Genomic DNA, 23,659 nt, shown 5'->3' on the forward strand with positions numbered 1-23,659 from the left:
CGCCTCATGCAGATTACTTAGTCTTGTGTGAATCGTGCTTGCGCTTCTGGGCTCGCTTAATCAGGATATAAACGATGCAAGCGATAGCAATGAGATTTGCTATGAATAGATTTGTAAACAGCGGCGTAAAAATTTGACTCATTATTCACCCCTTAATAAATAGCTTAACGTAAAAAATGAAGACGTAGTTGTTACCAAAATTACGGACTCCCAAATTTCGATTGATAGCCGACCTGAAAAGGCGGTGATGTAGGTAATTAAAGCCGCTATTGCCAGGGTATCCAGCGCCCTAGCAGCGCCCTCTCGTTGTTCTTTGTTCATATGATTAAAGTGTAAATGAGATTTTCATTGCCATGTGTGATGGTAAGGAATAAATTTATTTCGGCACTATAAAGTTTGTAAAAAATTAGAGGCGCTAGTAGCGCCCCACTCCCAGGTCGAAAATTTCGCCAGGTAATTTCGACTCAATCTCATTAATGACTTTTGCTTCGCCTGGCTCGCAAAAGTAGATTTAAAAATTTCCCCCAAACATCTTTAAGTGTGTGCTCGTTCGAGCACACGATATTGATTTGCCAAGCTTGCAATGAACGGGTTCATTGCTGCGCCTGACAATAACTTTCAACCTCACAGTTGTACCGATCTTGGTTCTCTGTGTTCTACGGGTCGTTTAGGGCTCTTTGTGCTCATGTTTAGCACAAACGCCCCGCCCTTCAAGAGACTTTCGCGGCATAAAACGCCAGGGACCCACAAGAAATTTCTTGGTGTGCGTCCCTGACATTTATTCCACGGTTCTCTTGACCCGCAGCCCCCATCGCCCTGCAGCTCGTCCAACCGTGAGGAACACCAAAACCCTTGAAGGATGTAAAGCAAGGAAAAAAGTTTTAGGGGGTAAAGGTGATTTTTGCGGTTCTTTTAATTATTTAAAAAGGACAAGCAAATGAATTTAATTGAGATGAAAAGTCATGGTGCATCAATAACCCAAATTAGATATGCCATCAAAAATAATCTAACTATCAATATTCGGTATTGCCGTTGTGGCGATCTCTCAAACTATATCGCCCATCGAAATAAATGCGTTGGATTTGGTATACGGATTGCTAAGGCTATTGAGGCCAATGATGCCGATAAGACATTGGAGGCAATCAATGCTTTTGGTGTTGGCATAGCATTGGCAGACCAGCTATTTGAAAATGCCTTTGGTGTAAATGTATGCTGGTGCGACCATTGCCGAAAGTTAGTCTATGACGAAGATTGCTCGTCAGTTGATGGTGATGGTTCATATTGCCAAAATTGCCTTGATCGACATTATCACTGGTCAGATCGTGAAGATCGTTATGTGTCAGATGAATATAGCGATGACTACGATGATGATTCTAGTGATGGGGCGATTGGCGGTTATCACTCTAGCAAAAGAAGATTAAGCAAAATCCCATCCAGTTTTGATAGCAGAAAGCCAGCCGTCTATCTTGGCATGGAATTAGAGATTGAAATTCGAGAAGGTGATAGAGAAGAACGTGCGCAGTATTTGCTCGATAACCTTTCTCTACACAAAGCTAGTAACGGGCAAAAGTATCTTTATGCCCTTTGCGAGAATGACGGTTCACTTAATCATGGTTTTGAAATGGTTACAGGCTGGACTGGTTTAGATGTCCATGAAGAGAAACTATCCTTTTTTAAAGAGCGTTTTGTAGGCGCACGAAGCCACGACACCAAAACTTGTGGGCTTCATGTTCATATCTCCAAAGCGGATATGAGCGTCTTACATGGCACAAAAATTATCGAGTTCATTAACGACCCCGCCAATCGCCCGTTAATCAAAGCTATTGCAAGACGGGATGAAAGTAGATGGTGCGCCTTTAAGGACAAGAAGAATAACCAAGAGTGGAAGAAGTTTGCCGTTAAGCACTTTAAAAATAATAAAGAGCATCAACTATCAAACCTGAATCAAGATCGCTATGAGGCGGTGAATTTTCAAAATCCAGCCACGATTGAGTTTCGCTTATTCAAAGGCACATTACGTTTTGAAACGATTATGGCTTGCTTGCAATTTGCTTACGCCACCTATTTTTTTTGCAAAAAATCATCTAAAGCAAAGCTAACCACCGAGCAATTCTTGGAATACCTATGCCAAGCAGAGAACCTAAAAGATACCAAATTCCTAAGAGAGTATTTAGATCAAAAAGGGATTATGCGAGCCGATGGCTTAACTCTAGGCGCATTTAGTTTAATCAGTCCCGATAGCCTAGATAACATTCGGGAGGTAGCGTAATCATGTGCCTACTCGTTATTCAACATCAAGATGCGCCTAAGCTAGGTAAAGAATGGTTAGCAGATTTTTATTCTCACAATCAAGATGGTGTCGGCGTGATGTATGCCGATGGTGGCAAGCTGATTGTCAAGAAAATATTGCCTAAAACTGCCAAGGATTTTGAGAGCTTCTATAACAAAGAAATCACAGGCAAGTTTTGCGCCTTTCACCTTCGCATGAAAACGCATGGCGATATCAATCTTGAAAATTGCCATCCCTATGAAGTATTAAATCAACAAGAGCATGGCATTGATTTATGGCTTATGCACAACGGAATTTTATCTACTGGTAATGCGGAGAATCAAACCAAGTCCGATACATGGCACTACATCAAAAACTATCTTGTACCGATGTTGGCTAAGAATCCTGATTTTGCCTTCACAGAACCATTCGCTGAAATAGTGGCTGAGCATATCGGGTCAGGCAATAAGTTTGTGTTGATGGATAACGCGGGCAGATACCAAGTCATTAACCAAAATGTAGGAGTGCAATGGGGTGGCTTGTGGTTATCCAACACTTACGCATGGTCGGCACCTTATGCAAAATCGCAAGCACCGAAAAAATCCAAGAAGGCAAACTGGAAAAATGAAGTATCGGTATTGCCAGTAGCTAAATCTCGCTATGGACTTAGTTCATGGGGTGGTCAATCGGCATATAGTCAATCCATGCTCGATGAAGAAATGCTTGAGCTTGATGATGAGGATATTTATCTTCACATTGAGGGTGAGCTTACCGATCTGTCATATTTCGGGTATCACCAAGCCAGCGAAATTGACTATGCACTTGCCTATGAATTTATCTATCGCATGGGTATGGATGCTTTCTTTGAAATATTAGAGTGCTTAAGAGAGGGCAATATGCTGGAGCGTGAATTTATAGCCGTTATGGAAAACCCTATCAAAGCCACTCGGCATATCAAATCACTAGTGGTGGAGGATTATTAAAGTCAGGCGCATCGCTACTTGGGTAGATTCACCATCCCGCAGTGGGGTGGTGAATTTCTGAAATGCGTAGCTTTATCAGCATCGAGCTGAAGGGCTAGAGCAACCCAATTAAACAAGCCATACGCCGAGCTAATGGCAAATAACGGCAAGCATGGCAAGGCAATTTAATTCATCTCCAAGAACGATCTAACGGCAACCAAAGGCATTATTAACGGCGAGAGAAAGCGCAAACCATAGGCATCAACCTTCCTCTAATTTGGGTGGTGAATGACTGAAAAAGTAGATTTAAATCTACTTTGTTGGCTAGTGCAGGAAAGGCACCAAGGTGCCAGACGTAACACAAGTAACGATTTTGATACTGTTTGTAGATGATTCGAGATGATTTAAGCAATCAATTAATCCGCTTGATCAAAGACAGCCATACGGAAGATTTGACAATCAAGAGTCAAGAGGCTTAAGAGAGAGCCGGCTCCGCTCCTTTGAAGGGTATTTCCCAATTTATAAGTGGGCTCTCTGCTCTAGTTAAGATATCTTTATTGCAGGCATAGGGCCACCTAACCACTTCATGGTAATCGGTATTTTTATATCTATTGAAGCGGTATCGTCAATTGCCGTAAAATCATCAGTACTGCGCTGGGAGGCGCAGAGTTCTTTGCATCAAAGTAGCCGTTTAATTCGATCTGACCATAGAAAGGTTCATTATGAGCATGTCCTTCATCAGGGGGCTTACAGCCTCTGTACTTTCAAATTTTTCCAATATTAAGCGCCAAGTAAAGAGACTGCAAAAAGATTCTCTAAGAGTTGTTGGGCGCCAGTTATCGATTGAAGAGTGCCAGGAGCTTATTGCGGCAATCAATGGCTATAAGAAATGGGCCGATATATCTGAAATCGCCATTCGTACCAGCGCAGATCGATCGCAGCCGTTTTATCGGATTCTCTCAAGATCAGATTTCCATGAAAAAATCTTATCGGGGTTAATAGATTGCGAGTTAGAGCTTAACGATTCAAAGCCTTTGGTATTTCTTGGCTCGCAATGCCATGCCGCCATACCCGCTTACTGCCTATGGCTGGAAACGATATCGGCACAACGCAACCCAGGACTCATTCTCATTGAGACGGATAAACAGGCAATCCAGGAGACAGAGCTATGGTCCGCCATATCTAGTCTTGGGCTCGAAGAGGTTACCAATCGATTTAGGGTGATTGATACCAGAGAAAAAGTATTGCAAGTATCAATTTCAGCCACTCCACGGGGCTGGGTTCGCTCAATTGCCGCAATACTAAACCCTGCAGAAAGGGAAAGATTTGAAACGTCGGGGGCGTTTTATCTTCTGGAGAAATTAATTAGCGCTTATGCCCACATCGGAAGATGGGATGGTCAAAATAGAGGTGATGCACCATCTTCGTGCCTAGAACAAGCATTATTTTTCTTGGCGAACCATCATGTTCTAACACAATCTCTCTTGGTCCAAATGACAGATCATGAAAGCGAGCATCTGAAAAGAGACCTAGAGCAATATCTCCCAACGCTTACCGAGGAGGTTTTCTTATTGCTGAAAAAGCTATATGACTCTCTAAGGGCCAGCGAAATAGGCCTTGGCACTGTAATGTGGACTGAGACCGAGTATCGCCCCACAATAGTTCTATTTAATCGCGCAAATCAATTAAGTGAGGTTATTGCCGGAGCAATATTTGAGTGTTTTTATGGACGTTACGTGAACCTGCGTGCAACAAGGCCGATTTTGTACTATTCAGATATTGCGGATAAGCGCTTGCCTAACCTTTTGGGTTTTGCTGGCAACTCTATCATTTGCAATGGTGTGAATGAAAAAGCATCGGAAGTTTGGTCTGAAGTTCTAATGGGTAACGCTCTTTTTGGATATGTCGATGCCAGTTCTTTAATATTTTGTGGGCGTAAAGTGGCGCTAATTGCGCCTACTTCTGCCAGTTAATGCGCACGCGAACGCATTTCACATGGAATCCGCCAGCCATTCTTGTGGAGCATAACCGGTCCAAATGGAGATGCCTTTGCGATTGTTTGACGAGATTAGTAATGATATCATTTAGTGGTATCATAATAGTATGAATAGCAAACACCATAAGACCCTCCTTGCGATCTTTGCTAAACCCACTTCTGCCACGATTGAGTGGAGAAAAGTGGAAATTCTGCTTATTGCCGTTGGCAGCCAATGCGTCGAAGGTGAGGGTTCTAGGGTGAGCTTTTTAATGAACAATCATCGCCTTGATCTTCATAGACCGCATCCAGGGAAGGAAGCCAAGCGATACCAAATAAGGGATGTGCGAATTTTTTTAGTGCTAATAGGAGTCAAACCATGAAGAAGCCACTAAGTTATAAAAACTACTCTGCCAGCGTTGAGTTTGATCCTGACGATCGTATTTTCATCGGACACCTCACGGGCATCACCGATATTGTGTCTTTTCACGGTGAATCGGTTGATGAACTTGTTTCTGCCTTTGAATCTGCGGTAGACGGCTACATCACCATGTCTAAAAAACATGGCGTAGAGCCACAAAAGCCCTACTCGGGCAAATTGATGTTACGCATTCCACCAGAGATTCATGCCAAGGTTGCTAGGGTTGCGCAGGCATCAGGCAAAAGCATTAATGCTTGGGTAGCAGACATGCTTCAAGCGGCATAAGCTTGTTGGTTTAAATAGGAGTCCATATCACACACGGGCGGTTTTAACTTTAACTTGAATTCCCATGCCTTCATTAGGTATATCGTGACGGAGTGCGTTCACCATATACCCGCCTGGGCCCGCCAAAGTTGATCGGGTTGCCACCGAAAAGACCAATCGCGCTGACCACTAAACCTCAATGATAAAAAGATGAGGGTTGACGAATCATTCTGACTCTGAGTAAGCAAAAATGGTAGAAGAGCCTTTTCTTTAGCGAAGACTCTAGAGTTATCACCCAAAGATTGCGCTTAGCTTTCCACGTTGAGTTACCGCCTCCAAAAGTTGGAGCCATAGATTTCTTGCCGGTTTGGCGAAGTACGATGAGATTACCCACCTTTGCAGAAGATTTTATGAGTGCAGTTTTTAATTCATGCCCCCAAAAGATATGACGTAAGCCATCCCGACCAATTATGACAACATAAAAAAGCAGATTGTTGTACGAGAGAAATTGATAAGGGGCAATATCAAATTCAATTAGGATGCCGCTAAATCCCTTGGGTGTTTTTGTAGCTTTCAGAGAATCAATGTTCCTCGGGCTGTACATTCCAGTTGAATTTAACCGACACATAGGAAAGCAGGGAATCCTCCATTGAAGAGCAAACATTCTTTCAAGCATCCGACCGAAGAAGTTTTTCAAGTTTATCTCTTTACACCAAGATCCCTTGTTGAGTCATCCCGCACTATATCGACGTTCGAATTGATCGCGGGGGCATTAAATACTTCCTGCATAAACGCCTTTATGCCATTGGCTAGATGTTGATCGCTGACAACTGGGGAAGCTTTTAAAGTAGCCCCAATATTGCCCCAAACAGCCCTCTCCCTCTCAAATAAGCCTTCGGCAGCTACCGCAATAGGCCGTTTTTGAATGTGCTTTTGCCGACCAGCTTGGGCCAGATGGTAAATCTCTAATGGCAAGGATTCTTTGGTAACGCCGCGAGTCCTCCTTGGGGTGGCATTAGCCTCGATACCATGATCGCGAAGATGTGATGCAAAACGCTCTCGCCACCTGGCGAGATCTGCTTTCTTGAGTGCAAACAATGGACCTCGCTTTAATGCTGCTCGTTTAACGCAGACGTGAGCATGGACATGATCGGTATCTTCATGCAGGGCAAATACAAAAGCGTACCTACCTTGGATTTCTTCATGAAGCACGCTACGAACGCAATCATGAAGCTCTTTACTGGGGGTGCCCTTGGGCATCGAAAACATTAAGTTGGTGGCAAGTCTTTCATGACTCTCTTCAGGAATCACCGATCCAGTAGCATCAGTTTGCCAATCCGAAAACAAATCCTTTAAGGCTGCCTTGCCAATGATGAGTTCACCTTGGTCAGTTTCAATCTCTAACTTGCCATTTCTCGAAATATAGGACAAATGATTAGCGATGGCCTTCATTCCCTTGCCAGCATTTTTCTTGCTGGTGATTTTCACCATTACCTCTGGAGCCTTGGTAATGGTGCGCTCAATTTGCTCTCGGATTAGCGTACCGCGATGACCTGGCTCAACACCCTTCCACGCATGGTATGCACTTAGCCAGAGGGATGTGTGCTGATCTTTTTTCGGTCTAGCTTTTCGAAGGGGTGGTTCAAAGACTTGGTCACCCCATTCAACTAGGCGATCATTAATATAGGTAGGATTAGTCATGGGTGCACTTGGCTATTTTTTAAATCGGATTTGTAATTGGGGTCATAAGGAATGCATATCCGATGTACATCGGGAATCTTTCCAACCTCGAAATCCCCTTCTTTTGCCCAAATCACTTTGAGACTAGAGCCAAAGACGACACGATAGCGATCAACCAATTGACTGGTGATTGGCATGCGTTCGCGCAGCAGTTCTTTGGTGAGTTTCACGCAAAGAGAAAAAATCCATTGAGCATACAAGCCGTGCCTATTAAGCCCAGAATCCCACCTGCTACCGTAAGAATAGGCATCGATGCCAAAATAGAAATTGAGAGCAGGACAATGCCAATCTGAAGAATGCCTTCAGCATAATCAAACCAAGGATCTTGTTTGAGTGCGTGATCACGTTCTGCCTCATGTTCTTTGGCTTTTTCGAGAAGTTGTTTTTTACCTTCGCCCGATTTTTCATCTGACTCGTAACGAGCAATATCATTTACATATTGACCTTTGCGGTCAGCAAGGGCCTGCATGGCTATTGCTGAATACGGGCCGCCTGGATTTAATTTGATTGGAAAATTATGAGATTCATCATCCATCCGATCGACGGCCAGCTTCAATAGATGCTGTTTAATGGACTTGGCCTGGTAAAAAGCGTAGAAGTTGGAAGCCTCTATATTGTGCCTTGTGGCCTCTTTGGAGGCGTTCCCACCACCGACATTGTTAACAGCCAATATCATGGCCATGATCGAAATAATTAAAGCCGTCCATTTTTTGGAGTCGTGCCGATGTTCTTCGGATTGCTCGATCAGTTCGTGTGATTCGTGTGCTTCCATATTATTCCTTAAGAGGTTTGATCCCTAATGCGCAGCTATTCAAAAGATGATCGCAGTTGGGTAGTAATTTAAAAAGTCATTCAATGCTTGTCAGGTGGCGGAAAGGAATCGAAAATTGACGTTTGCGAATTTTCGTTAACGTTAAAAATGAATCCGCAATCGTCATCATGAATGCAGCCTTCTTTCCTTCCGGTTTTAATGAAATCAATTGCCCTTTCTAATTGGTTGATTAATAGAGTTGCATCACCTAGCCTGGTGCATTGTGCTGCAATGGTAATATTCTTTAACGGATAAGCCTTGGACTTCCATTCTGGGTTTATGGGAGCTATACCATCCTCAGTGCTAAGAGTTCTCTTAGTGAAGATTGAAGGATCAAACTTTAAGATTGGAATCTCTGGTGGCGGCAATATTTTTGTTTTGAAAGTAGGGTCACTGAAGTACTTAATCTTGGAAAGCACCATTGGTTTTGCGTGCCCAGTTATTGCAAGCACCTTATCTTTATCTAAAATTAAAAGATCCTCTTTTGTTACAAGTGGTGGCATCCCATCCTCAATTGAACTTGGAAAGAAAATCTTCACGGCACAATTATTAAGTAGCGCTTGAGTATCTTGTCCATAAATGTTTTGCAATTGATTAGTTGATTGAGAAATTGCCAATAGTTGTAATTTAAACTTTCGGAGATAGCCAGTTGCTTCACCAAGAAGCTCAATTTTACCTATTGAGCTAATGTCATCTAGCAATAGTAGGCAGGAGTGGTTTTGATCTGCGCGAAGATATTGATTTGCGTTGAGATTGATGATCTGACTGATAATCAAGCTTGAAAGTAATTTTGTCTCTTCAATGAGCCATGTGGGGTTTCCAATATAAATCGTCATCCGTTTTTTGTGCACATCTCGCAGATCAAAATCACTTTCAGAGGTTGCGGCATCAACAATGGGATTTCTCCATATCGCCAAAGGTGCTTTAAACGTTGAAAGAATATTACCTTGAGCCTCGGGGGCGTTAGAAAGAAAGTTGCTGATGCAGCTTACGCACTCAGTAGAGAGCCATGTGTATTCCTGCAACAAGCCAGTCAAATAATCTCTGAGGGATAGTCGACCTCCGGGACTGGAAACTTGTCGTAGCACTTCCCCCATGGTTACCGGGTAATTGGGGAGCTTTGAGCTGGGGCCCTCTATTTCACGTTGTTCACGAAGCTCAAGCAATATCAACACGAGCGCTAAAAAAAGGTTCTGAGCCCCATACGACCAAAGGGCTTCTGTAGTGTGCCTGGGCCAGAAGATGGAGGCTATAGAAAGAATATCCTTAATACGACCTTCACCAGTTTTGGGTACTGATGACAAGGGGTTGTACCGATGTGTTTTTCTTTTTGGTGCTGCTCCATCCAAATCTAGGCCATCAGCATATGGGTTAAAAAGGAACACCTCTTGGCCAAGTATGTTTTTTCTATAGCCAGCAGTAATATCGAATTTTTCAAGGTTCAAATCTAAGACTACAACCGACTCTTTATAAGAAAATAGAGTGGGTATTACTATGCTAACCGCCTTACCAGACCTGCAGGGGGCGAACACGAAAACATGATCACTCTCCTTGGCTTGTATATACTCGAGGCCGACTTTACCAATCATTACCCCGCTGTTACCAAATAATCCGCTTGAGGCGACCAATCGAGGTCCGCCTGTATCACCAATGCCGAAATATTTTTTTCCTGCACGAAGTAAATTATTTAACATATGATTGCTCTCTTAAGTTGATTATCTAGAAGGGTTGCCGATTTTGAAATTAATGCCTGTCCGTTGCACTAATTCCTGATACGAAATAATTGCCTCGCGACTCATACGGGCATCATTGCTATTGGGAAGCCAGTAAGCCCAAGCGCGATTAGATGCTTGGTCATAGACCAGCTTGAAAAAGTATTGAGGTACGACCACATGCCCCCTTCCAATCGCTCCTAAATTGCCAGCAGTGCCTGTAAAAACAAATACAGACCCTTTCGCCCTTTGTGCGTATTTTCGCGTAGCTTTTTCCACGTCTATAGCCCATGTTCCACGATTAAATTCGGGCGCTTGAGGGGCTATATTTGCAAGACTAAATGACTGAGCCATTGCTCCAGCGGTGCGTTTTGTGGCAGCCTCGCTATTGTGGCCACGATCAAATCCAGAACCGCGGTAATCATCCAAATGAGAGCGCTCCGCTGCCGGCAGTCGCGCCTCTTCATAAAATAGATTGGTGCGCTCTAGAGGTGCTTCTGCAAGGAGTTCACGACTCAATACTTCTGCTGTATAAATGGGCTTCTTTTGGGTGGGTGAGTAATACACCGCAAAGCCGTCAAAGCAAAGATCTCTACCTTGCTCTTGCGAGACCGGAATCTGACGATTTGGAAAAACATCTTTGCATAATTCAAAGTCGGCGTAGGCCGAGAAAGAATACCCCAAAAGAGCGCAGATGGAAGTGAGCAAGATTTTTTTATACATGAAAAGAAGCAAAGAAAAGGTTGTTAAAGGAGTGGCCCATAGACGCTTCGTCGAATAGTGCGATCACCACTGTTTCTTGAGAGCGTGATGAGTCCATCGGCGGCGCAATTGCAATATTGACGCAGTGCTAGACCATTTGCGTGTCTTATATGATTGATAAAACCAAATCTAGAAAGATTGATTGGGAGTAAAAAAATAAATGCAATGAGCACTGCATTTAAAATTAAACTCAGGAAATTAAAAATTAAACGAGGCAATTCCGCAGGACTAGCCTCTGCAAATTGAGTTAATATGCGCAGTGCTTCCTCTGGGTAAAAGTAGGCTAGAGCAACAAAGAACCAGAAGGTTAATATGGCAATGGCCAAGGCAAAGAAATTGATTGAGCAGATAATCATGCGCAGTCCATTGAAAAATTGAGCCCAAAGGACGCGGCTGTTTGAGAAATTGGAAAGAACAATCGTTGCGTATTGATTGTCTGCAGTTTCACCAACCTTAATGCGATTGATTTCAATGTCCCATGAAATTCCATCGGTAGCTTCTATACGTTTTTGCAAGCTCTTCATAAAGTCCCCTGCCAGAACTATTCCGGCGGCCGTAACGGCTGTGGAATAAGCGCCGGCGATGATGAGATTGACTCCGAACCACCATAAAAGTGCAGCCATAATGAACGTGCACGTTATAAAGTAGCGCGCCGAAAAAAGATGTTGCCTAGTGAAGTATTGAGTAATTTTCATTTTTATTATCAGATTGGTAAGTATTTAATTAGGGTTTGCGAGCGAGCATTGCTAATGACTTGGCCTGATTAGGTGCGGCAATATAGGGGCGACCACCCTTTCCTTCAAGCAATTGTGGCCAGCAAGTAAAGCGTGATTTGGCGCATTTGAAATCACTGGGATTGTTTCGCTGCGTGACCTCACGTGTTGCAATACTGATTTTTGCGTACATGACTACACCGTCAGGAGTGCGAAGACTGCTTTGGTGCTTTACGCCAATAAGGCCTTGCGCCTCTAGTTGAGGAAGTATTAACCTGCACTTGCCCAATGAGATGTTGCTCAAAAGAGATATCTGCTTGATAGCAAGCCAAGAGCGTGCATCCTGAATTACCTGAAGAATCACATCATAGTGTTGGGACTGGGTCATTTGATACTCCGTGGAAATGGGAGTCCGTTGGTTGCCTTATTATTTTGCATTCGGGTCTTTAGGCATCATGCCGCTTGAGGGAGGGTTTGAGCTTGCCTGCGGAACTAAATCACCATTTACATAGACATCACCTGCAGCAGTAATATCAATAGTAATTATTGCGCCACTAATTTCCCAGAGGATATGCTCTGCCATTCCATTTGATTGGCTGTCGTTCGGAGTTTGACTGCTAATTCCAGCGGTCATAATTTGCTTTCAGTAGTTTTCGCACTTGTTCCATGTGAGACTTAACGGCAGTAGTAAGGTTTTGGAGAACTTGATATCGATGCTCCGCGATGCCCTCACCAAATCGATGTACATCTCTAGTCAGTTGATTTAGGTTTCTGCCGATCGCAGCCAGCTGATAATTCGAGTCTGCCAATGAGTCGATTTCGGATTGACCCAATTGGGCTCCCTTGGAGATTCGGTGACGCACGCAGGCGCTAGCAAAACGATTAAGAGATCTATAGCCCTCAATTCGGGATAAGTCATGGGCGTAGCTCCACTCTTGTTCGCCAAGGTAAATAATCAGACGCTTGCGATCAGCGGCATCAATGCGGGAAACAGGCTTTGATGAAATCATTTGAGGCGCTGCCAACTCCTTGCTAATGAGTTGGCGCAACTCCTCGCTGGGGTTAACCCCACGTTTTCTGCAATGCTCATTCCAAAGCGGCTTTAGGGGGCCAAGTCGAACGGAGAGCCAGGCCTGAAGCGGTTTTGGGCTCATATTAGCGAGCGACCTCAGGCGCTTTTGCACGCTTGCGCTCAGGTTCAAGTGGGATGGAAACATCAACTGGCTTATTGGGCGCATCCTTGATGCGTGGAGGCGAAACCACCTGCCCAATATCCACCTTCTTTTGCAATATGGCGCTAGCTTGCGCACCCACTGTTTTCGCTTGTGCCTCATTAGCGCCTAATGACCTAGCCCATTCGCTTGAAGCTACGCCGTGGAGTAATACAGATACATCTTGCTTAATGATTTGCCAGGACGGCTTATTAGGGGTGCCTGTATTGCGTAGCTCAATCGCATCACCCGCCTTTAGATCCGAAAGCTCTAAGCCGCCAAGCTTAGCGGCCTCAATGCTTTGCACCTGCCCCGCTTGGTCCTTAAATTGCAGGGAAGAAAGGATTTCTCCGGTATCAGGGGTTGTAGAGTTTTGAACCCCTACGACCTGAACAAATTGGCGTTCAGCAGGAATATTGGGGGCTGGAAGATTGCCTTTGGCAAGTTCATCAGATAATCGTTTTTCAATGGCTGTAGATATTTTAGAAAATTCCTCCGGCTTTGGATATTGATCTTTAGCTTGATCGAGCAGTACTTTTCGCAATGCGTAAACTTGGGTGAGCTCTGGAAACTGCGTCATCGCAGTCGATGCGTCCAAGGTGCTGTAGGCGATAAGGCGTTGAGAAATGATTAGTTTTGGCGCTGATGGATCTTGAGTCTGAGCATGGCTCTTAGAGTCGATGGCCTGCGACTGTGAAATACGCTCTACCTTCCAGTCGTTTCGATTTGCGGTGATGGGCTTGCTTCCAACTAGCTGATTGCGCTCATTCCATACGGGCTCTTCCACCTCTACTGCTTTTGCGCCTACTTTGGCCAAAACGACCTCTTCACCAATGTGAGCGTTAGAACTTTCAATGGCTTTGCGCAAACCTAGACCCCAGTGGTACTTTTCTTTTCCATCAGCCAAGCGCAGTTGTGCGTAGTAGTTATTTTTAGCACCTGGACGCTTATCAAACTCGAAGGGTGCCGATCCATGACTTAGCAGCACTCCAGCAAACGGATTGATGGGCTCATGTTTTTCTAAGATTTTATTTGTAGTTCCATCAATTCCAACTGCGCCCTGGGACGCGACACCGGAAACGGCGACGGCCTCTTTTGAAAGCTCGGGCGTGTTTTCTCGTGTGAAAACACCCTCAATCTCATTCTTTTGCAATGATTCACGCGCATGCCTTAGCAGTGCATAATCCTTGGCTGTGGGGCGATATCCCTCTACAGCTAAACCTACCATTTGTGCCGCCAACCAAACTTGCGCCTTAAATTCAGTGGAGCCCTTTACCTTTAACGTAGTCCAGCCTTTTGTCAAGGCCATAGCCACCATTGATTCAATCACTTGGGGATCATTGGTGGCTGTTTTGAGTCGTGGCCCCACATCTGAAAATGCTAGGTCATGATCACGATCCTTGAAAAAATAGTCCCCCTGGCCGCCACGTAGAAAGCGTTTTTTCACTAAATCTGGAACTGACTGCGCCTCAAGAATGACATCAATGGGTTTGGTCGACTTGAGTGCGTTTAGATTATTTTCGGGGGGCAATTGTTCGCTATTAGGAATAATTCTGTTAGCGTAGGACTGATAGGTCTCATTTGGCAGATGTTCTTTTAGGATGGAGCCGTAGATATTGAGGCGATCGAGCAAAAACTCACCGATGTCTTGCTCATTAAGTTGATCTGGGGCCAAAGACTTGAGATGCTCAATTTCGGTACCTAAATCCAAATAAACCGGATAGAGATCTGCGATACCACCGGCTTTTTCATCTACTTCAAAAAGAGTGGCGTGCAACTCATTGAGGATATTAAGTTGCGCCGTAACTTCTGTAGGTATTTCGACCTTAGGAGTATTTGGTGATTGCTCTGGTGAGCTGGCAATTGCTTTTTCCTGGGCGATCTCTAGCGAATCGACAACCTCCAGAAGAAATGATTGAATTTCAAGACCCGGGCCACCATGCTGCCAGTCTGGGTCGTATGCCAATAGCCGAGTATGAACCTGGCGCAAAACACTTATTTGCCCATCTAAATCTTCATTAACGACATTACGTGATTTCATGGCAAAAGCTGCCATCTGCGCGGCATCATCTCCCGATGATTGCCCTGCTACTTTAGCCAGACGATCGAGTGAGCTAATTAAACGGTCTTTTATAAACTGTCCATACTCGGCTTGTAAATGATTGTAGGTAGCCATGGTGTTTCTCCTGTTTTAGATTGGGTGTTGTGCGGCTTGTAGGTGTAATGGAAAACAAATCACTACCGCTTTGGTCCGGTCGTTGCGATCGCTTTTTCCTCTACTTTTGTTAAGGACGCTTTCTTGATGGCTTTCGCCCGATCTTCAAGTTGCTGTTTTTGGTAAAACGCCTTGAGATCTTGGTAATAAGGATCCAAAACGCCTGGGGGTTTTGTTTGTTCGCCAACAATAGCTACGGCCTTTGGAAATCCCATCCGCGCACGCATGACGTCCTCTAATGCAACTCGCCACATGGTCTTGAAGAGATTTTGATTTTTTTGGGAAAAATCCCGATCGACAGCCGCTTTTTCAACTAACTGCGCATTGGATATAAAGCGATCTTTAAACGGATCATAAGGGTTGACGACTCCCTTATTGCCTTCATAATGAATACTTAAATAAATGCCAGTAAAGCTTTTCCCCATTCGCTCCTTGACAATTGGGGATTGGGAAGATAAATCGGTTACTTGATGCAATGTAAATTTGTCATCGCCAAGCTGCTGAAATAAGAACCGATCATCATGGTGATAAATCTCACCTTTATAGGGGCCGCCATCTTGCATAGGCACAACAAATTCACGTTTGCTGCCAAAATATTCTTTGCCTAAGGCAATCAATTGCGGCGGAGTTACTTCAGGAGCCCACATAGGCCGTGTGCCATTTGAAAATTCCGGGTGTTGATAGTTAAATGGGATGGGTTCTACAGTTGGCGGTTGATGATCTTTGGCAATTTTTGCCATAACTATTTCCTGTGCTGATGGTGACGATAAAAATGGTGTTGCAAGCTGTGTTGCCTCATGAGTAGTGGAATGCTCCACTGCTGGGCCGCTAGATTTATTGGCTACCTCTGTAGGTAATTTGGTCTCCTTAACATTTTTTTGAACCTCAATATCTGGGCCGTTGGCTTGACTACGTAGCGCGGCGTTAAAGCGCTCCTTGTCAACCATTGCGCCGGGAATGCTTGGCTCTCCTGCGCGCAGTTTTGCAAAAGTGCTTGCAATTAAATTGCGAGCAGCTTTGCTAGCGGCATAGTCTCGCCATCCCTTGGCTTCCTTGTGAAATCCAAAAGTATCAGCAATGGTGGCCACCCAATTGCAAACGGTGCGATACGTTTTATCAGCTAAACCATTAAGGCGATAACCTGTAGGATATGACTGTGTAATTTCAGCTAACTGGGCCAATGCCTCATCGACTCCTCTGGCGCGCACATAGTAAATATTGTCCGGATGCATTTTTAAAACTTGCTGCCCATCAGCAGAGTCAAACCACTCTTTAGCCTTGTTTGCAATCCACTGATCTTGGGTGTAAAGTTCGTTTAAGTTTTCAATATATTGCTGTGGCGTTAAAAAGCGTCGCAACCCTAAATGGAGCATCTCATGCCAAAGTGTCTTCTCAACCATGACTACGTCCCGCAGTCCTTCTTGGGCAAGGAAACAGTGATCTGCACATGTCACTCCAGAAGCGATCATTCCCGGCGGGTGCATTATCCCAATGGAATCCATCCGCTCGATCAGGTGAATATGCGTCCTAGTTTCTTTCGCAAATGGTTTGAGAAGTTCGTCTATTCGCTCGGATGCCGCTGCGAATGACACTTGCTCATTGGCGGATAAAGCCTTAGGAATCGTATTAAAAATCGCCACTCCCCGCTCTGTTTGACGCGTCTGTACTTGCGCAAATAGATTGGTAAATGCCTGATTAAAGGCCCAGGCTTCATTGCCTACTGGATAGGGATAACGTGGAAGATCTTCATTGCTCCATTCCTTCGGCGCCAAATAATTAACCAGGTAGTCATTGCGAATACCCAGATTGCTTAGGCGATCGCCCACAAATCCTTCAAAGCTTCTCGCGGACATCTCTGTTGGCGTAGACCAGTAAGCGCTACCACGAAACGCATCCATCTTTGCTGATCTTTTAGGAAGATCAGATTGTTTGATTTGTGCCATTACTGCAGTAAAAGCATCCTGTAATGGCTCGCGTAATCCAACAGCTTGAGGTTCATCGCTGACAAAGCCTAAAGGATTGCCATCAGGCGAGCTTCGCACCAGGTAATTATCTAATGCGTGCCACCATTCGTGCGCTAAGGATCCGGCACCCTTTTCTTTGGTCAAGTTAATGACAACATGGCCAGATTCATAATGAGCCTTAGCGGGATCAACACCACCTCTACCTCTAGCCCCAAATGCTAAGCCTAGCTCGCCATTGAACGATAATGCAGCAGGTGGCAAGGCCAATGCGCGAGACAGATCCATCAAAGCATCGTAGGCCTCGTTTAAGTCGGCCTGTCTTCTGCCTTGCTCAACCCAATTACCAAACTCAACACCCCTAAAACCAAATACTTCGTTAAATTCTGCGGGGCTAATATCCTGCCCTTGGCGATAATCGACTCCTAGCCGCGGTTCATTTTGGGTTGCGCGAATACTGGGCACCTCTTTGAGTCTTGCCAGCTCCTTTTCTAGCTCTTGACTGTGCTCGTGGCGATATTCACGAGCTACTTTAACGTCCTCAAAGGGGCCTGCTAAATCTATATAACGCCGACCAATCTTTTTGCCAATATAAAGAGCCTCACCGGCCTTTTTACGATAGAGCGCAAACTGCGCATCACCGTTGGCCTTAGTTTGCTTTGTGGCTGCTAGGAGCGTCTTATGGTCGGCATCAATTTTCGCCAATAGTGCTTCTTTAGTTTCGGCAGTAAGTAGCTGTTTTGGCCAAGATGTTTTGGCACTTCTCTCCTCAATCGACCAGATCGCTTTAGGCGGGTTATAACTTACTCCATTCATCATGGAATAGCTAGCGCACTTGATTTGATAACTTGCCAATGAGCGTTCATGCCCAGCAATTTGATAGAGTATTGCGGCATCACTAATTTGAGGGATTGTTTTAAATTGATCTAGAATTGGTAAAAGTAAATCGGGTTTATCGATTGAGCCAATAATCTGCTCTGCCAATGATTTGCTTGCCGCTACCTTTTTGTTCCAGGCTGATAACTTATAAGATGATTTGGGCTTAGTGGGGACCACATCACGCAGGACTCTAAGAATGGCAACCGCCTTCCTATCATGCCCTGCCTCTATGAGTTTTTGGTAATTCGGCTCTGGCCAATATTGCGAGAGAGGCACTTCTCGTGGCGTCAAGTTTTGCGAGTGTTTGAGCTTGTCTAAATAGCCCGACCAAACATCTTTTCTGGCGCCACCAATCTTTTGGCCAAAGTCCTCAATGACCTTTGGCGAGTTGCTTACCGTGTCGTCTAGAAATGGGGCTGCATTAATATGTTCTTGTGATGCACCAGCAAGGTTTTCTCCAAACTTTGCAGCGACTTCTTCTTGCTGCTCCGTGATTGCCGCAGCTAGGTCTTGCTTGCTTAAAAAGAAATTCGCCTCTTGAGAATCAAATTGCTGATCACCATTGCGATCAAGGCCGCTAGGAAGCATTAACTCTTGGTCTTTGGCTGCCAAAAGTAGTGCGGCATACTCCGTAACGGCACCAGTTTGGCCAAACACAATCTCTAAAGCCTGTTGATAGGAGCGCACGGCATCCGTTGTTTCCAAGAGGGCGATTTGATTACTCAATTTTGCCAATTCAGTAGCGGGTAAATATACTGATTCCATGCCAGTGTCTTGATCATGCACCGATACAGATGGCGCAGAAGAAGGCGGCACCATTTGCACGCCATCTGGGATATCTGTGGGAGCGACACCAGTTAATTCATTCATGCGTAGGATCAGAAAGTCATTGGCATAATCGCGCACCGGACCATCTTTGCCAAAAATGACTTCTAAAGCATTTTCGAATTGAGCTAAATCACTCGCCGTAGAAATTCGATTAATGGTATTACTTAGTAAATTAAGGTCAGAGTCTGGGAGCTCGATTTCTGAGAAGAAGTCGCCAGGAATAAATTCTGGCGCTTTGCTTGGCGCAAAGTCTATGGGAAGTGTCAGTAGCTGATCGTAGGTATAACGATTTAATACATCAATGTCACGTATTTCGAGCGGTTCGCTACTGGCTTCATGAAAGGCAAAAACTCGTATGCTTGTTAGAAGTTGATCTTTGAGCTGGTGTAAAGCTTCTACCGATTGCCCATACTGCCTTAGATCGGCAGCTGAAATGGGCGGAAAATCGTCAAGCTTTAGAAGCTTTGCTCTTGTATCCTCTTGCGAAACTCGGGATCGCTGTTCATCCTGTTCAGGCCCTCTACTGCTCGCTTGGCGAATTCCAATACTGGGTCGTATGGGAGCTCTTCCGCGGGCTTGCTCGTAGTTGGCAAGGCTGATGGATCCGGATTGGTTGCGCTCTTCAAGATGCTTTGAGAGTCGTTCTCTAATGTGCTCATAAGTTCCTTCAGAAGAAAGGGTTGGTAAATTATCCCAGCTAAGGGTAATCAAGGAATTATCTACATCCCTGCGATCAATAATTGTGAGTTTAACGGCACCGCCATAGGTTTGGTGAACTTCAGCTAGGCTTTGGGGAAGTCTGGACAGAAGATTGGCAATCAGGTCGATGCTCGCGCCTCTGCCTACTTGCTCAAAGCGATTTAACGCGTTATCTAGAGCGTTTTCGGCTTTAGCGTGAACTGTAATAATCTCTGGGCGCAACCCTTTTTCAAGGATTTGATCAATTTTAATTTTGGTCGCAGCAACATCAACAAGTTGACCCTCAAAGATGGTAGCGATATCAAAATTTTCCCCAAGACCAGTGGCGATTGCTGATGACTTTCCAGCGCCTGGCGTTCCCGTAACCAAGAGAACGCGTCCACGCACACCACCTTCCTTGATCTGCGCCTGCGCAGCTGCTAAGTTTTCTCGAAAAAGTGCTGCCGCCAATACTGCAGCGCTATTGTGCGCGGGAAGGTTATAAAAGCTTCTAGTTTCATTTGACTGCGCATAGAGCTCAAAGGTTTCTTTAAAAAGATCGGAATTCACATATAAACCGCCATGAGATCTGGGGTCTTGTTTATAGCGATCGATAAACCGTCTAGGGTTATCGTTCACAAGCTTTGAGAATTGAATCTCAGCCGCTGCGCGCTCAGGATCTTCAAAGCCGCGTATGGTGATGGACTCTAAGAGGGTTGCAGGAGGGTTCTGGCTAGCAAGTGATGCGGCCCCAACCTCTTTTTCTGGTGGGATTACTTGGACTGGTACCGAACTTTCCGTTGCCACCACCCTGCCCTCATGAAGCTCAAAACCTAAGCCACGGGGAGATTGCGCAGCAAGCAATCCAAGAACGACCGATTGATTTCCGGAAATGAGCTGCAAGTCATTAAAATCTGTTTTTTCCGTGGCTTTAGGACTGGCTAAATCAGCTTGGCTAAAACTAGGTTTTGCCACCAATCCATCGACCAAAAGAGCGGCCTGTATTGATTCACGTTCGCCACGACCAATATCGCTTGCGAGAACGATCATGCTGCGGGGGTATTGCATGCGCAAGGTTTGCGCTACTGATGGCATATTGCCACTTGATAATGAAGCGACAATCAAAGCCTCTGGCAAGCCGAGTTGCCCCTTCAGAGCTGTATATGATTGCTCAATTGATCTGGTGGTTGCAATGCCCTCGCCAATATAAATAATGGGGGCGACAGGCTTGGCATCTGAGTTTAGCGGGAGAGGATTTTGGGCAACCCAATAGGATTGGGATTTGCGTCCACCCGCTAAAGCAGATTTTCGACCCGCTTCATCAATCATCTCCAATGTTGAGAGGGCTATTTTTTGATTCTGTCCGACTTGCTGGCCAACGCCGGCAAGCAAGATGCGGCCAGACAAAGGCTCGCCATTCGCTTTTGGAGCATAACCAATCAGCGAGCTTAATTTAGTTAAGTCAATTTCATGTAAATTCTCGCCGGCGATGCCTTTGCGAACGAGGTATGGATGATCATCTAGGGCTGGTGCAGTTGACGCCCAAATATGTTCCGATAGAGCTGCAACCTTGCTATAACGCTCTTCCCGCTTAGCTAATTCGAGCGCTTGCTCAGCCGCCCTCTCCATGGATCGTTTAGCGCGCAATTGCGCTTGCTCCTGCTTTTCCTGGGGGGGATAGGGTTTCATAACCAATGCGGCCAGACGGGTCAAAGCCACCTTGCTTGGCCAGGTTGAATAATGAACCTATTCCTACATTAGTAAGTTTTAGTTGTTTCCAGGTGTATTTAGCAGTTGCGGCGTTATAGCTCTCTGCTTTGGCACTCCATGAGTCCCAAAGCTCAAAAGCTTCTTGTCCAAATGCGTTCTTAAGGGCGGCACCAACGAGTAGCCACTCTTTTCGGTCATCCGAATCGATAAAGCCAAGCGCATCACGAGCCTTGTCAAGCTCTGAAGTCCAAGTTGTATGAGTTGCATTTACCACTGGGGTCCCCGACTTTCTGGTTAAACCAAAAAATCAGAAACTTGCCCGAACTATCCTATAGTACATAAATAAATGAAAAGCAACAAGAAATAAATATGCTGCTAACTTGTGTCAACAGCATCAATCTAAAAGGCGTTGATATAGCAAGAGCTACCGATAGCTCTTCTAAACGAAAGGTTATAAGATGAAAAAACTTGCAATTGCAATCGCTTTAACTACCCTGACAACGGCCCTATTTGCTCAAACCCCTCAAAGTGCGGCAGATGCACAAAAAGAGAAGGCTGCCGTTGCCAAAGAAGCAAAGACGAGCAAGGCAGAGGGAAAGAAGGTGAAATCTGAAAAGCCTGCTGCTCCTAAAGCAGTCGTCACACCATCTGGAAAATAATTTACAAACAGTGAATGGGTCGGGATAAGTGCCGTAGCGCAATAACCGACCCTTCAAAATCATGAAAAAAATTCTACTAAGTTCAGCCCTAATACTCACCTTGCTTTTTTCAAATTCAGTAATTGCAAGGGGCTGGGGTGGACCAATGGGTTTTTGGGGTGGTGTTGCTGGCGGCGCCATTGTAGGGGGTGTTGTTGCCAGTAATTATTACCGACCTTACTATCCCGCACCATACTACGCACCTTATGTCGTTGCGCCTACATATGTGCAACCTCAAATAGTTTATATGACGCCTCCCGTTGCTGCTGCTCCACAGCCACAATCGCTGGTTAGCCAGCAAGTGCAGCCACAGGCTTATTATTGCCCTGCAGCTGGAGGATTTTATCCTCAAGTGCAAGCTTGCCCGCAGGGATGGCAAGTGACGCGCTAATGCGTTTAGCTTAGACCTTAGCCGTGTGATTTGAAGTGCAAAAAATAACTTATGAGAGCGCTTAATACTTCCTAACCAACCCAACCACAACGCCCCACACATCCAGCAATCGCTCATCTCCAACAGTAATTGGTGAAAAGTTATCATTTTCAGCAAGCAGTAGTATTTTATTTTGCGAAATAATTAATCGCCTTACCAAAAACTGGCCTTGGTTGACGGTCACAACAATATCGCGATTTTTAAACTTAACCGAACGATCGACGACTAAGCGATCGCCAGTTTGTATACCGATGCCTACCATAGCATCGCTACCCACCCTAAAGAAATAGGTCGCTGTAGTATTTTTGACCAAAAAATGCTGGAAATCAAAGTTCTGTTCAAAGTTTTCCGGCGTAAGAATTTTGTCTGTGTTCATTGAAATAAGAAAATTAGTTTTTATAAATTGTTAGCGTTTTTATACGCCATCGAATGCTGCATCAGCCTCAAATGCTGAAACACCACGCTTAGCAAGGCTAATTAATGAGGCGTCCTGACCGCCATCTATTAGAGCCAAAAAGTCTTGCAGAACGGTGCCCTGCCCCAAATTTTCCCCATCTAATATTTTTCGAGATTCGTCAAGGGAGGCCTTTCGCGAGACGGTGCTTGGCATTGAGCGAAGATCTTCAAAATTAATACCAGCTGTCTTTGCATAAAACTGCGAAAAAGGCACTAGTTCCTTGCTGGCATCTTTAGGAGTGATGCGCCGATTTGGGGGTGCTTGCGTCATCACCTCAAGCTGATCTCTATCGGAGGTTCTTTTAAGGGACTTTTTCTCCAGGTCAACGTCAGCAACTGTGAGTTCACGAACCATCTTGCGAAGACCCGATTGATATCTAGCTATATCCATAGATGGAACATAAGCAGGTGGTAATACACGGGGAATAAACATTTGGTCATCGTAGTAACGTATTTTTTCGCACAAGATTGGCTTCGTGTACTCCATAAATACAATCTGCTTATCCTGAGACATGGTTCGCAACTCTTGCGGCATCATCAAGGCTCGTTTCTGGTCAGAAACATTGACGCTATCACCCGATCGGCTATTGAAAATTCCACGACCACGACTATATGAAGCCGTACTTTCGGTAAGATACCCCAATGTTTCCGATACCTCTTTGGCATCCTTGGGCTCCTTTGGTGGAAATACAATCTGCAACGCACTATTAGCCACCAATGAGCGTGTATCGTCTTTCCCGTAGGAGTCCTGCGCCTCAAACTGAGCAATGGATTGACCAATCAAAATTAAGCGTAGTCCGTAGCCAGCCATAAAGCCAGAACCTTTGGCAATGCTAAGGAAGCGCAGATTAAATCAAAATTAGCCTGAAGAGCGCCGCAAAAATATCCCCATATTTAATTTTTACGAAGACAGTCTGATTTTTCTAAGATTTGGCGCTAATTTCCCTTCTCTGAGTTGCCCGTA

24 protein-coding genes are annotated in these 23,659 nt (G+C 44.9%); 7 read left to right on the forward strand and 17 right to left on the reverse strand.

What is annotated here, in order from left to right; translation table 11 throughout:
* Window positions 1-13: 13 nt before the first annotated feature.
* Window positions 14-142, reverse strand: a complete 129-nt coding sequence (locus ICN48_RS13870) for a hypothetical protein (protein ID WP_255539504.1) — start codon at window positions 140-142, stop codon at window positions 14-16.
* Entirely contained in the window at window positions 142-321 is a 180-nt protein-coding gene (locus ICN48_RS07220) for a hypothetical protein (RefSeq protein ID WP_216153022.1), read from the reverse strand. The genes ICN48_RS13870 and ICN48_RS07220 overlap by 1 nt, the downstream gene beginning before the upstream one ends.
* A 616-nt stretch (window positions 322-937) precedes the next feature.
* On the opposite strand from ICN48_RS07220, the gene ICN48_RS07225 reads away from it, so the two are divergent.
* From ICN48_RS07225 to ICN48_RS07245, 5 genes are all read left to right on the forward strand, one after another.
* Window positions 938-2,269: an amidoligase family protein gene (locus tag ICN48_RS07225; protein WP_216153023.1), complete on the forward strand. Its 1,332-nt coding sequence runs from the start codon at window positions 938-940 to the stop codon at window positions 2,267-2,269.
* 2 nt (window positions 2,270-2,271) lie between these two features.
* Window positions 2,272-3,252: a hypothetical protein gene (locus ICN48_RS07230; protein WP_216153024.1), complete on the forward strand. Its 981-nt coding sequence runs from the start codon at window positions 2,272-2,274 to the stop codon at window positions 3,250-3,252.
* A 701-nt stretch (window positions 3,253-3,953) separates the two neighbouring features.
* Window positions 3,954-5,204: a hypothetical protein gene (locus ICN48_RS07235; protein WP_216153025.1), complete on the forward strand. Its 1,251-nt coding sequence runs from the start codon at window positions 3,954-3,956 to the stop codon at window positions 5,202-5,204.
* 130 nt (window positions 5,205-5,334) lie between these two features.
* Entirely contained in the window at window positions 5,335-5,589 is a 255-nt protein-coding gene (locus ICN48_RS07240) for a type II toxin-antitoxin system HicA family toxin (protein WP_216153026.1), read from the forward strand.
* On the forward strand, window positions 5,586-5,912 hold the full coding sequence (locus ICN48_RS07245; RefSeq protein ID WP_216153027.1) for a type II toxin-antitoxin system HicB family antitoxin: 327 nt from the start codon (window positions 5,586-5,588) through the stop codon (window positions 5,910-5,912). Before ICN48_RS07240 ends, ICN48_RS07245 begins: the two co-directional genes overlap by 4 nt.
* A 175-nt stretch (window positions 5,913-6,087) precedes the next feature.
* On the opposite strand, the gene ICN48_RS07250 is transcribed toward ICN48_RS07245, so the two are convergent.
* The 13 genes from ICN48_RS07250 to ICN48_RS07310 form a co-directional block, all read right to left on the reverse strand.
* Complete coding sequence (locus ICN48_RS07250; RefSeq protein ID WP_216153028.1) at window positions 6,088-6,588, reverse strand: hypothetical protein; 501 nt, start codon at window positions 6,586-6,588, stop codon at window positions 6,088-6,090.
* A gap of 2 nt (window positions 6,589-6,590) precedes the next feature.
* Window positions 6,591-7,592 carry a relaxase/mobilization nuclease domain-containing protein gene (locus ICN48_RS07255; protein WP_216153029.1) on the reverse strand — a complete coding sequence of 334 codons (1,002 nt, stop codon included), beginning with the start codon at window positions 7,590-7,592 and terminating at the stop codon, window positions 6,591-6,593.
* Window positions 7,589-7,801, reverse strand: coding sequence for a hypothetical protein (locus tag ICN48_RS07260; protein ID WP_216153030.1), 213 nt, complete (start codon window positions 7,799-7,801; stop codon window positions 7,589-7,591). Before ICN48_RS07260 ends, ICN48_RS07255 begins: the two co-directional genes overlap by 4 nt.
* Window positions 7,798-8,403 carry a DUF4337 domain-containing protein gene (locus tag ICN48_RS07265; protein WP_216153031.1) on the reverse strand — a complete coding sequence of 202 codons (606 nt, stop codon included), beginning with the start codon at window positions 8,401-8,403 and terminating at the stop codon, window positions 7,798-7,800. Before ICN48_RS07265 ends, ICN48_RS07260 begins: the two co-directional genes overlap by 4 nt.
* 80 nt (window positions 8,404-8,483) lie before the next feature.
* A complete protein-coding gene (locus ICN48_RS07270) occupies window positions 8,484-10,136 on the reverse strand; it encodes a type IV secretory system conjugative DNA transfer family protein (RefSeq protein ID WP_216153032.1) in 1,653 nt (550 codons plus the stop codon).
* 21 nt (window positions 10,137-10,157) lie between these two features.
* Window positions 10,158-10,877 (reverse strand): DNA/RNA non-specific endonuclease, encoded by a 720-nt coding sequence (locus tag ICN48_RS07275; protein ID WP_216153033.1) that lies wholly within the window; start codon window positions 10,875-10,877, stop codon window positions 10,158-10,160.
* 23 nt (window positions 10,878-10,900) lie between these two features.
* Entirely contained in the window at window positions 10,901-11,539 is a 639-nt protein-coding gene (locus tag ICN48_RS07280) for a hypothetical protein (RefSeq protein ID WP_216153034.1), read from the reverse strand.
* Between the two features lie 100 nt (window positions 11,540-11,639).
* Window positions 11,640-12,017: a hypothetical protein gene (locus ICN48_RS07285; RefSeq protein ID WP_216153035.1), complete on the reverse strand. Its 378-nt coding sequence runs from the start codon at window positions 12,015-12,017 to the stop codon at window positions 11,640-11,642.
* 39 nt (window positions 12,018-12,056) lie between these two features.
* Window positions 12,057-12,263 carry a hypothetical protein gene (locus ICN48_RS07290; protein ID WP_216153036.1) on the reverse strand — a complete coding sequence of 69 codons (207 nt, stop codon included), beginning with the start codon at window positions 12,261-12,263 and terminating at the stop codon, window positions 12,057-12,059.
* Window positions 12,247-12,783, reverse strand: a complete 537-nt coding sequence (locus ICN48_RS07295; RefSeq protein WP_216153037.1) for a plasmid mobilization relaxosome protein MobC — start codon at window positions 12,781-12,783, stop codon at window positions 12,247-12,249. The genes ICN48_RS07290 and ICN48_RS07295 overlap by 17 nt, the downstream gene beginning before the upstream one ends.
* Before the next feature lies 1 nt (window position 12,784).
* The gene (locus ICN48_RS07300) at window positions 12,785-15,016 is read right to left on the reverse strand and encodes an LPD7 domain-containing protein (protein ID WP_216153038.1); all 2,232 of its coding nucleotides are present in this window, start codon (window positions 15,014-15,016) and stop codon (window positions 12,785-12,787) included.
* Between the two features lie 62 nt (window positions 15,017-15,078).
* Complete coding sequence (locus ICN48_RS07305; RefSeq protein ID WP_216153039.1) at window positions 15,079-21,090, reverse strand: LPD5 domain-containing protein; 6,012 nt, start codon at window positions 21,088-21,090, stop codon at window positions 15,079-15,081.
* Window positions 21,038-21,385, reverse strand: a complete 348-nt coding sequence (locus tag ICN48_RS07310) for a PriCT-2 domain-containing protein (protein WP_216153040.1) — start codon at window positions 21,383-21,385, stop codon at window positions 21,038-21,040. The genes ICN48_RS07305 and ICN48_RS07310 overlap by 53 nt, the downstream gene beginning before the upstream one ends.
* 184 nt (window positions 21,386-21,569) lie before the next feature.
* Between ICN48_RS07310 and ICN48_RS07315 the strand changes: the two genes are divergently transcribed.
* Both ICN48_RS07315 and ICN48_RS07320 read left to right on the forward strand, forming a co-directional pair.
* Entirely contained in the window at window positions 21,570-21,770 is a 201-nt protein-coding gene (locus ICN48_RS07315; protein ID WP_216153041.1) for a hypothetical protein, read from the forward strand.
* Window positions 21,771-21,831: 61 nt separating this feature from the next.
* Complete coding sequence (locus ICN48_RS07320; protein WP_216153042.1) at window positions 21,832-22,200, forward strand: hypothetical protein; 369 nt, start codon at window positions 21,832-21,834, stop codon at window positions 22,198-22,200.
* Between the two features lie 61 nt (window positions 22,201-22,261).
* Here ICN48_RS07320 and ICN48_RS07325 read toward each other — a convergent pair whose 3' ends face one another.
* Window positions 22,262-22,615, reverse strand: a complete 354-nt coding sequence (locus ICN48_RS07325) for a LexA family transcriptional regulator (RefSeq protein ID WP_216153043.1) — start codon at window positions 22,613-22,615, stop codon at window positions 22,262-22,264.
* Between the two features lie 39 nt (window positions 22,616-22,654).
* Complete coding sequence (locus tag ICN48_RS07330) at window positions 22,655-23,542, reverse strand: type IV secretory system conjugative DNA transfer family protein (protein WP_255539507.1); 888 nt, start codon at window positions 23,540-23,542, stop codon at window positions 22,655-22,657.
* Window positions 23,543-23,659 lie beyond the last annotated feature (117 nt).

The sequence above is a fragment of the Polynucleobacter sp. JS-Safj-400b-B2 genome (assembly GCF_018881975.1).
Taxonomy (GTDB): domain Bacteria; phylum Pseudomonadota; class Gammaproteobacteria; order Burkholderiales; family Burkholderiaceae; genus Polynucleobacter.

Bases quoted from the DNA above. Each gene is read 5' to 3' on its own strand.
- ICN48_RS13870 (WP_255539504.1), bottom strand. From the start codon at position 142: ATGAGTCAAATTTTTACGCCGCTGTTTACAAATCTATTCATAGCAAAT.
- ICN48_RS07220 (WP_216153022.1), bottom strand. From the start codon at position 321: ATGAACAAAGAACAACGAGAGGGCGCTGCTAGGGCGCTGGATACCCTG.
- ICN48_RS07225 (WP_216153023.1), top strand. From the start codon at position 938: ATGAATTTAATTGAGATGAAAAGTCATGGTGCATCAATAACCCAAATT.
- ICN48_RS07230 (WP_216153024.1), top strand. From the start codon at position 2,272: ATGTGCCTACTCGTTATTCAACATCAAGATGCGCCTAAGCTAGGTAAA.
- ICN48_RS07235 (WP_216153025.1), top strand. From the start codon at position 3,954: ATGAGCATGTCCTTCATCAGGGGGCTTACAGCCTCTGTACTTTCAAAT.
- ICN48_RS07240 (WP_216153026.1), top strand. From the start codon at position 5,335: ATGAATAGCAAACACCATAAGACCCTCCTTGCGATCTTTGCTAAACCC.
- ICN48_RS07245 (WP_216153027.1), top strand. From the start codon at position 5,586: ATGAAGAAGCCACTAAGTTATAAAAACTACTCTGCCAGCGTTGAGTTT.
- ICN48_RS07255 (WP_216153029.1), bottom strand. From the start codon at position 7,592: ATGACTAATCCTACCTATATTAATGATCGCCTAGTTGAATGGGGTGAC.
- ICN48_RS07265 (WP_216153031.1), bottom strand. From the start codon at position 8,403: ATGGAAGCACACGAATCACACGAACTGATCGAGCAATCCGAAGAACAT.
- ICN48_RS07270 (WP_216153032.1), bottom strand. From the start codon at position 10,136: ATGTTAAATAATTTACTTCGTGCAGGAAAAAAATATTTCGGCATTGGT.
- ICN48_RS07275 (WP_216153033.1), bottom strand. From the start codon at position 10,877: ATGTATAAAAAAATCTTGCTCACTTCCATCTGCGCTCTTTTGGGGTAT.
- ICN48_RS07280 (WP_216153034.1), bottom strand. From the start codon at position 11,539: ATGGCTGCACTTTTATGGTGGTTCGGAGTCAATCTCATCATCGCCGGC.
- ICN48_RS07285 (WP_216153035.1), bottom strand. From the start codon at position 12,017: ATGACCCAGTCCCAACACTATGATGTGATTCTTCAGGTAATTCAGGAT.
- ICN48_RS07290 (WP_216153036.1), bottom strand. From the start codon at position 12,263: ATGACCGCTGGAATTAGCAGTCAAACTCCGAACGACAGCCAATCAAAT.
- ICN48_RS07295 (WP_216153037.1), bottom strand. From the start codon at position 12,783: ATGAGCCCAAAACCGCTTCAGGCCTGGCTCTCCGTTCGACTTGGCCCC.
- ICN48_RS07300 (WP_216153038.1), bottom strand. From the start codon at position 15,016: ATGGCTACCTACAATCATTTACAAGCCGAGTATGGACAGTTTATAAAA.
- ICN48_RS07305 (WP_216153039.1), bottom strand. From the start codon at position 21,090: ATGAAACCCTATCCCCCCCAGGAAAAGCAGGAGCAAGCGCAATTGCGC.
- ICN48_RS07315 (WP_216153041.1), top strand. From the start codon at position 21,570: ATGAAAAAACTTGCAATTGCAATCGCTTTAACTACCCTGACAACGGCC.
- ICN48_RS07320 (WP_216153042.1), top strand. From the start codon at position 21,832: ATGAAAAAAATTCTACTAAGTTCAGCCCTAATACTCACCTTGCTTTTT.
- ICN48_RS07325 (WP_216153043.1), bottom strand. From the start codon at position 22,615: ATGAACACAGACAAAATTCTTACGCCGGAAAACTTTGAACAGAACTTT.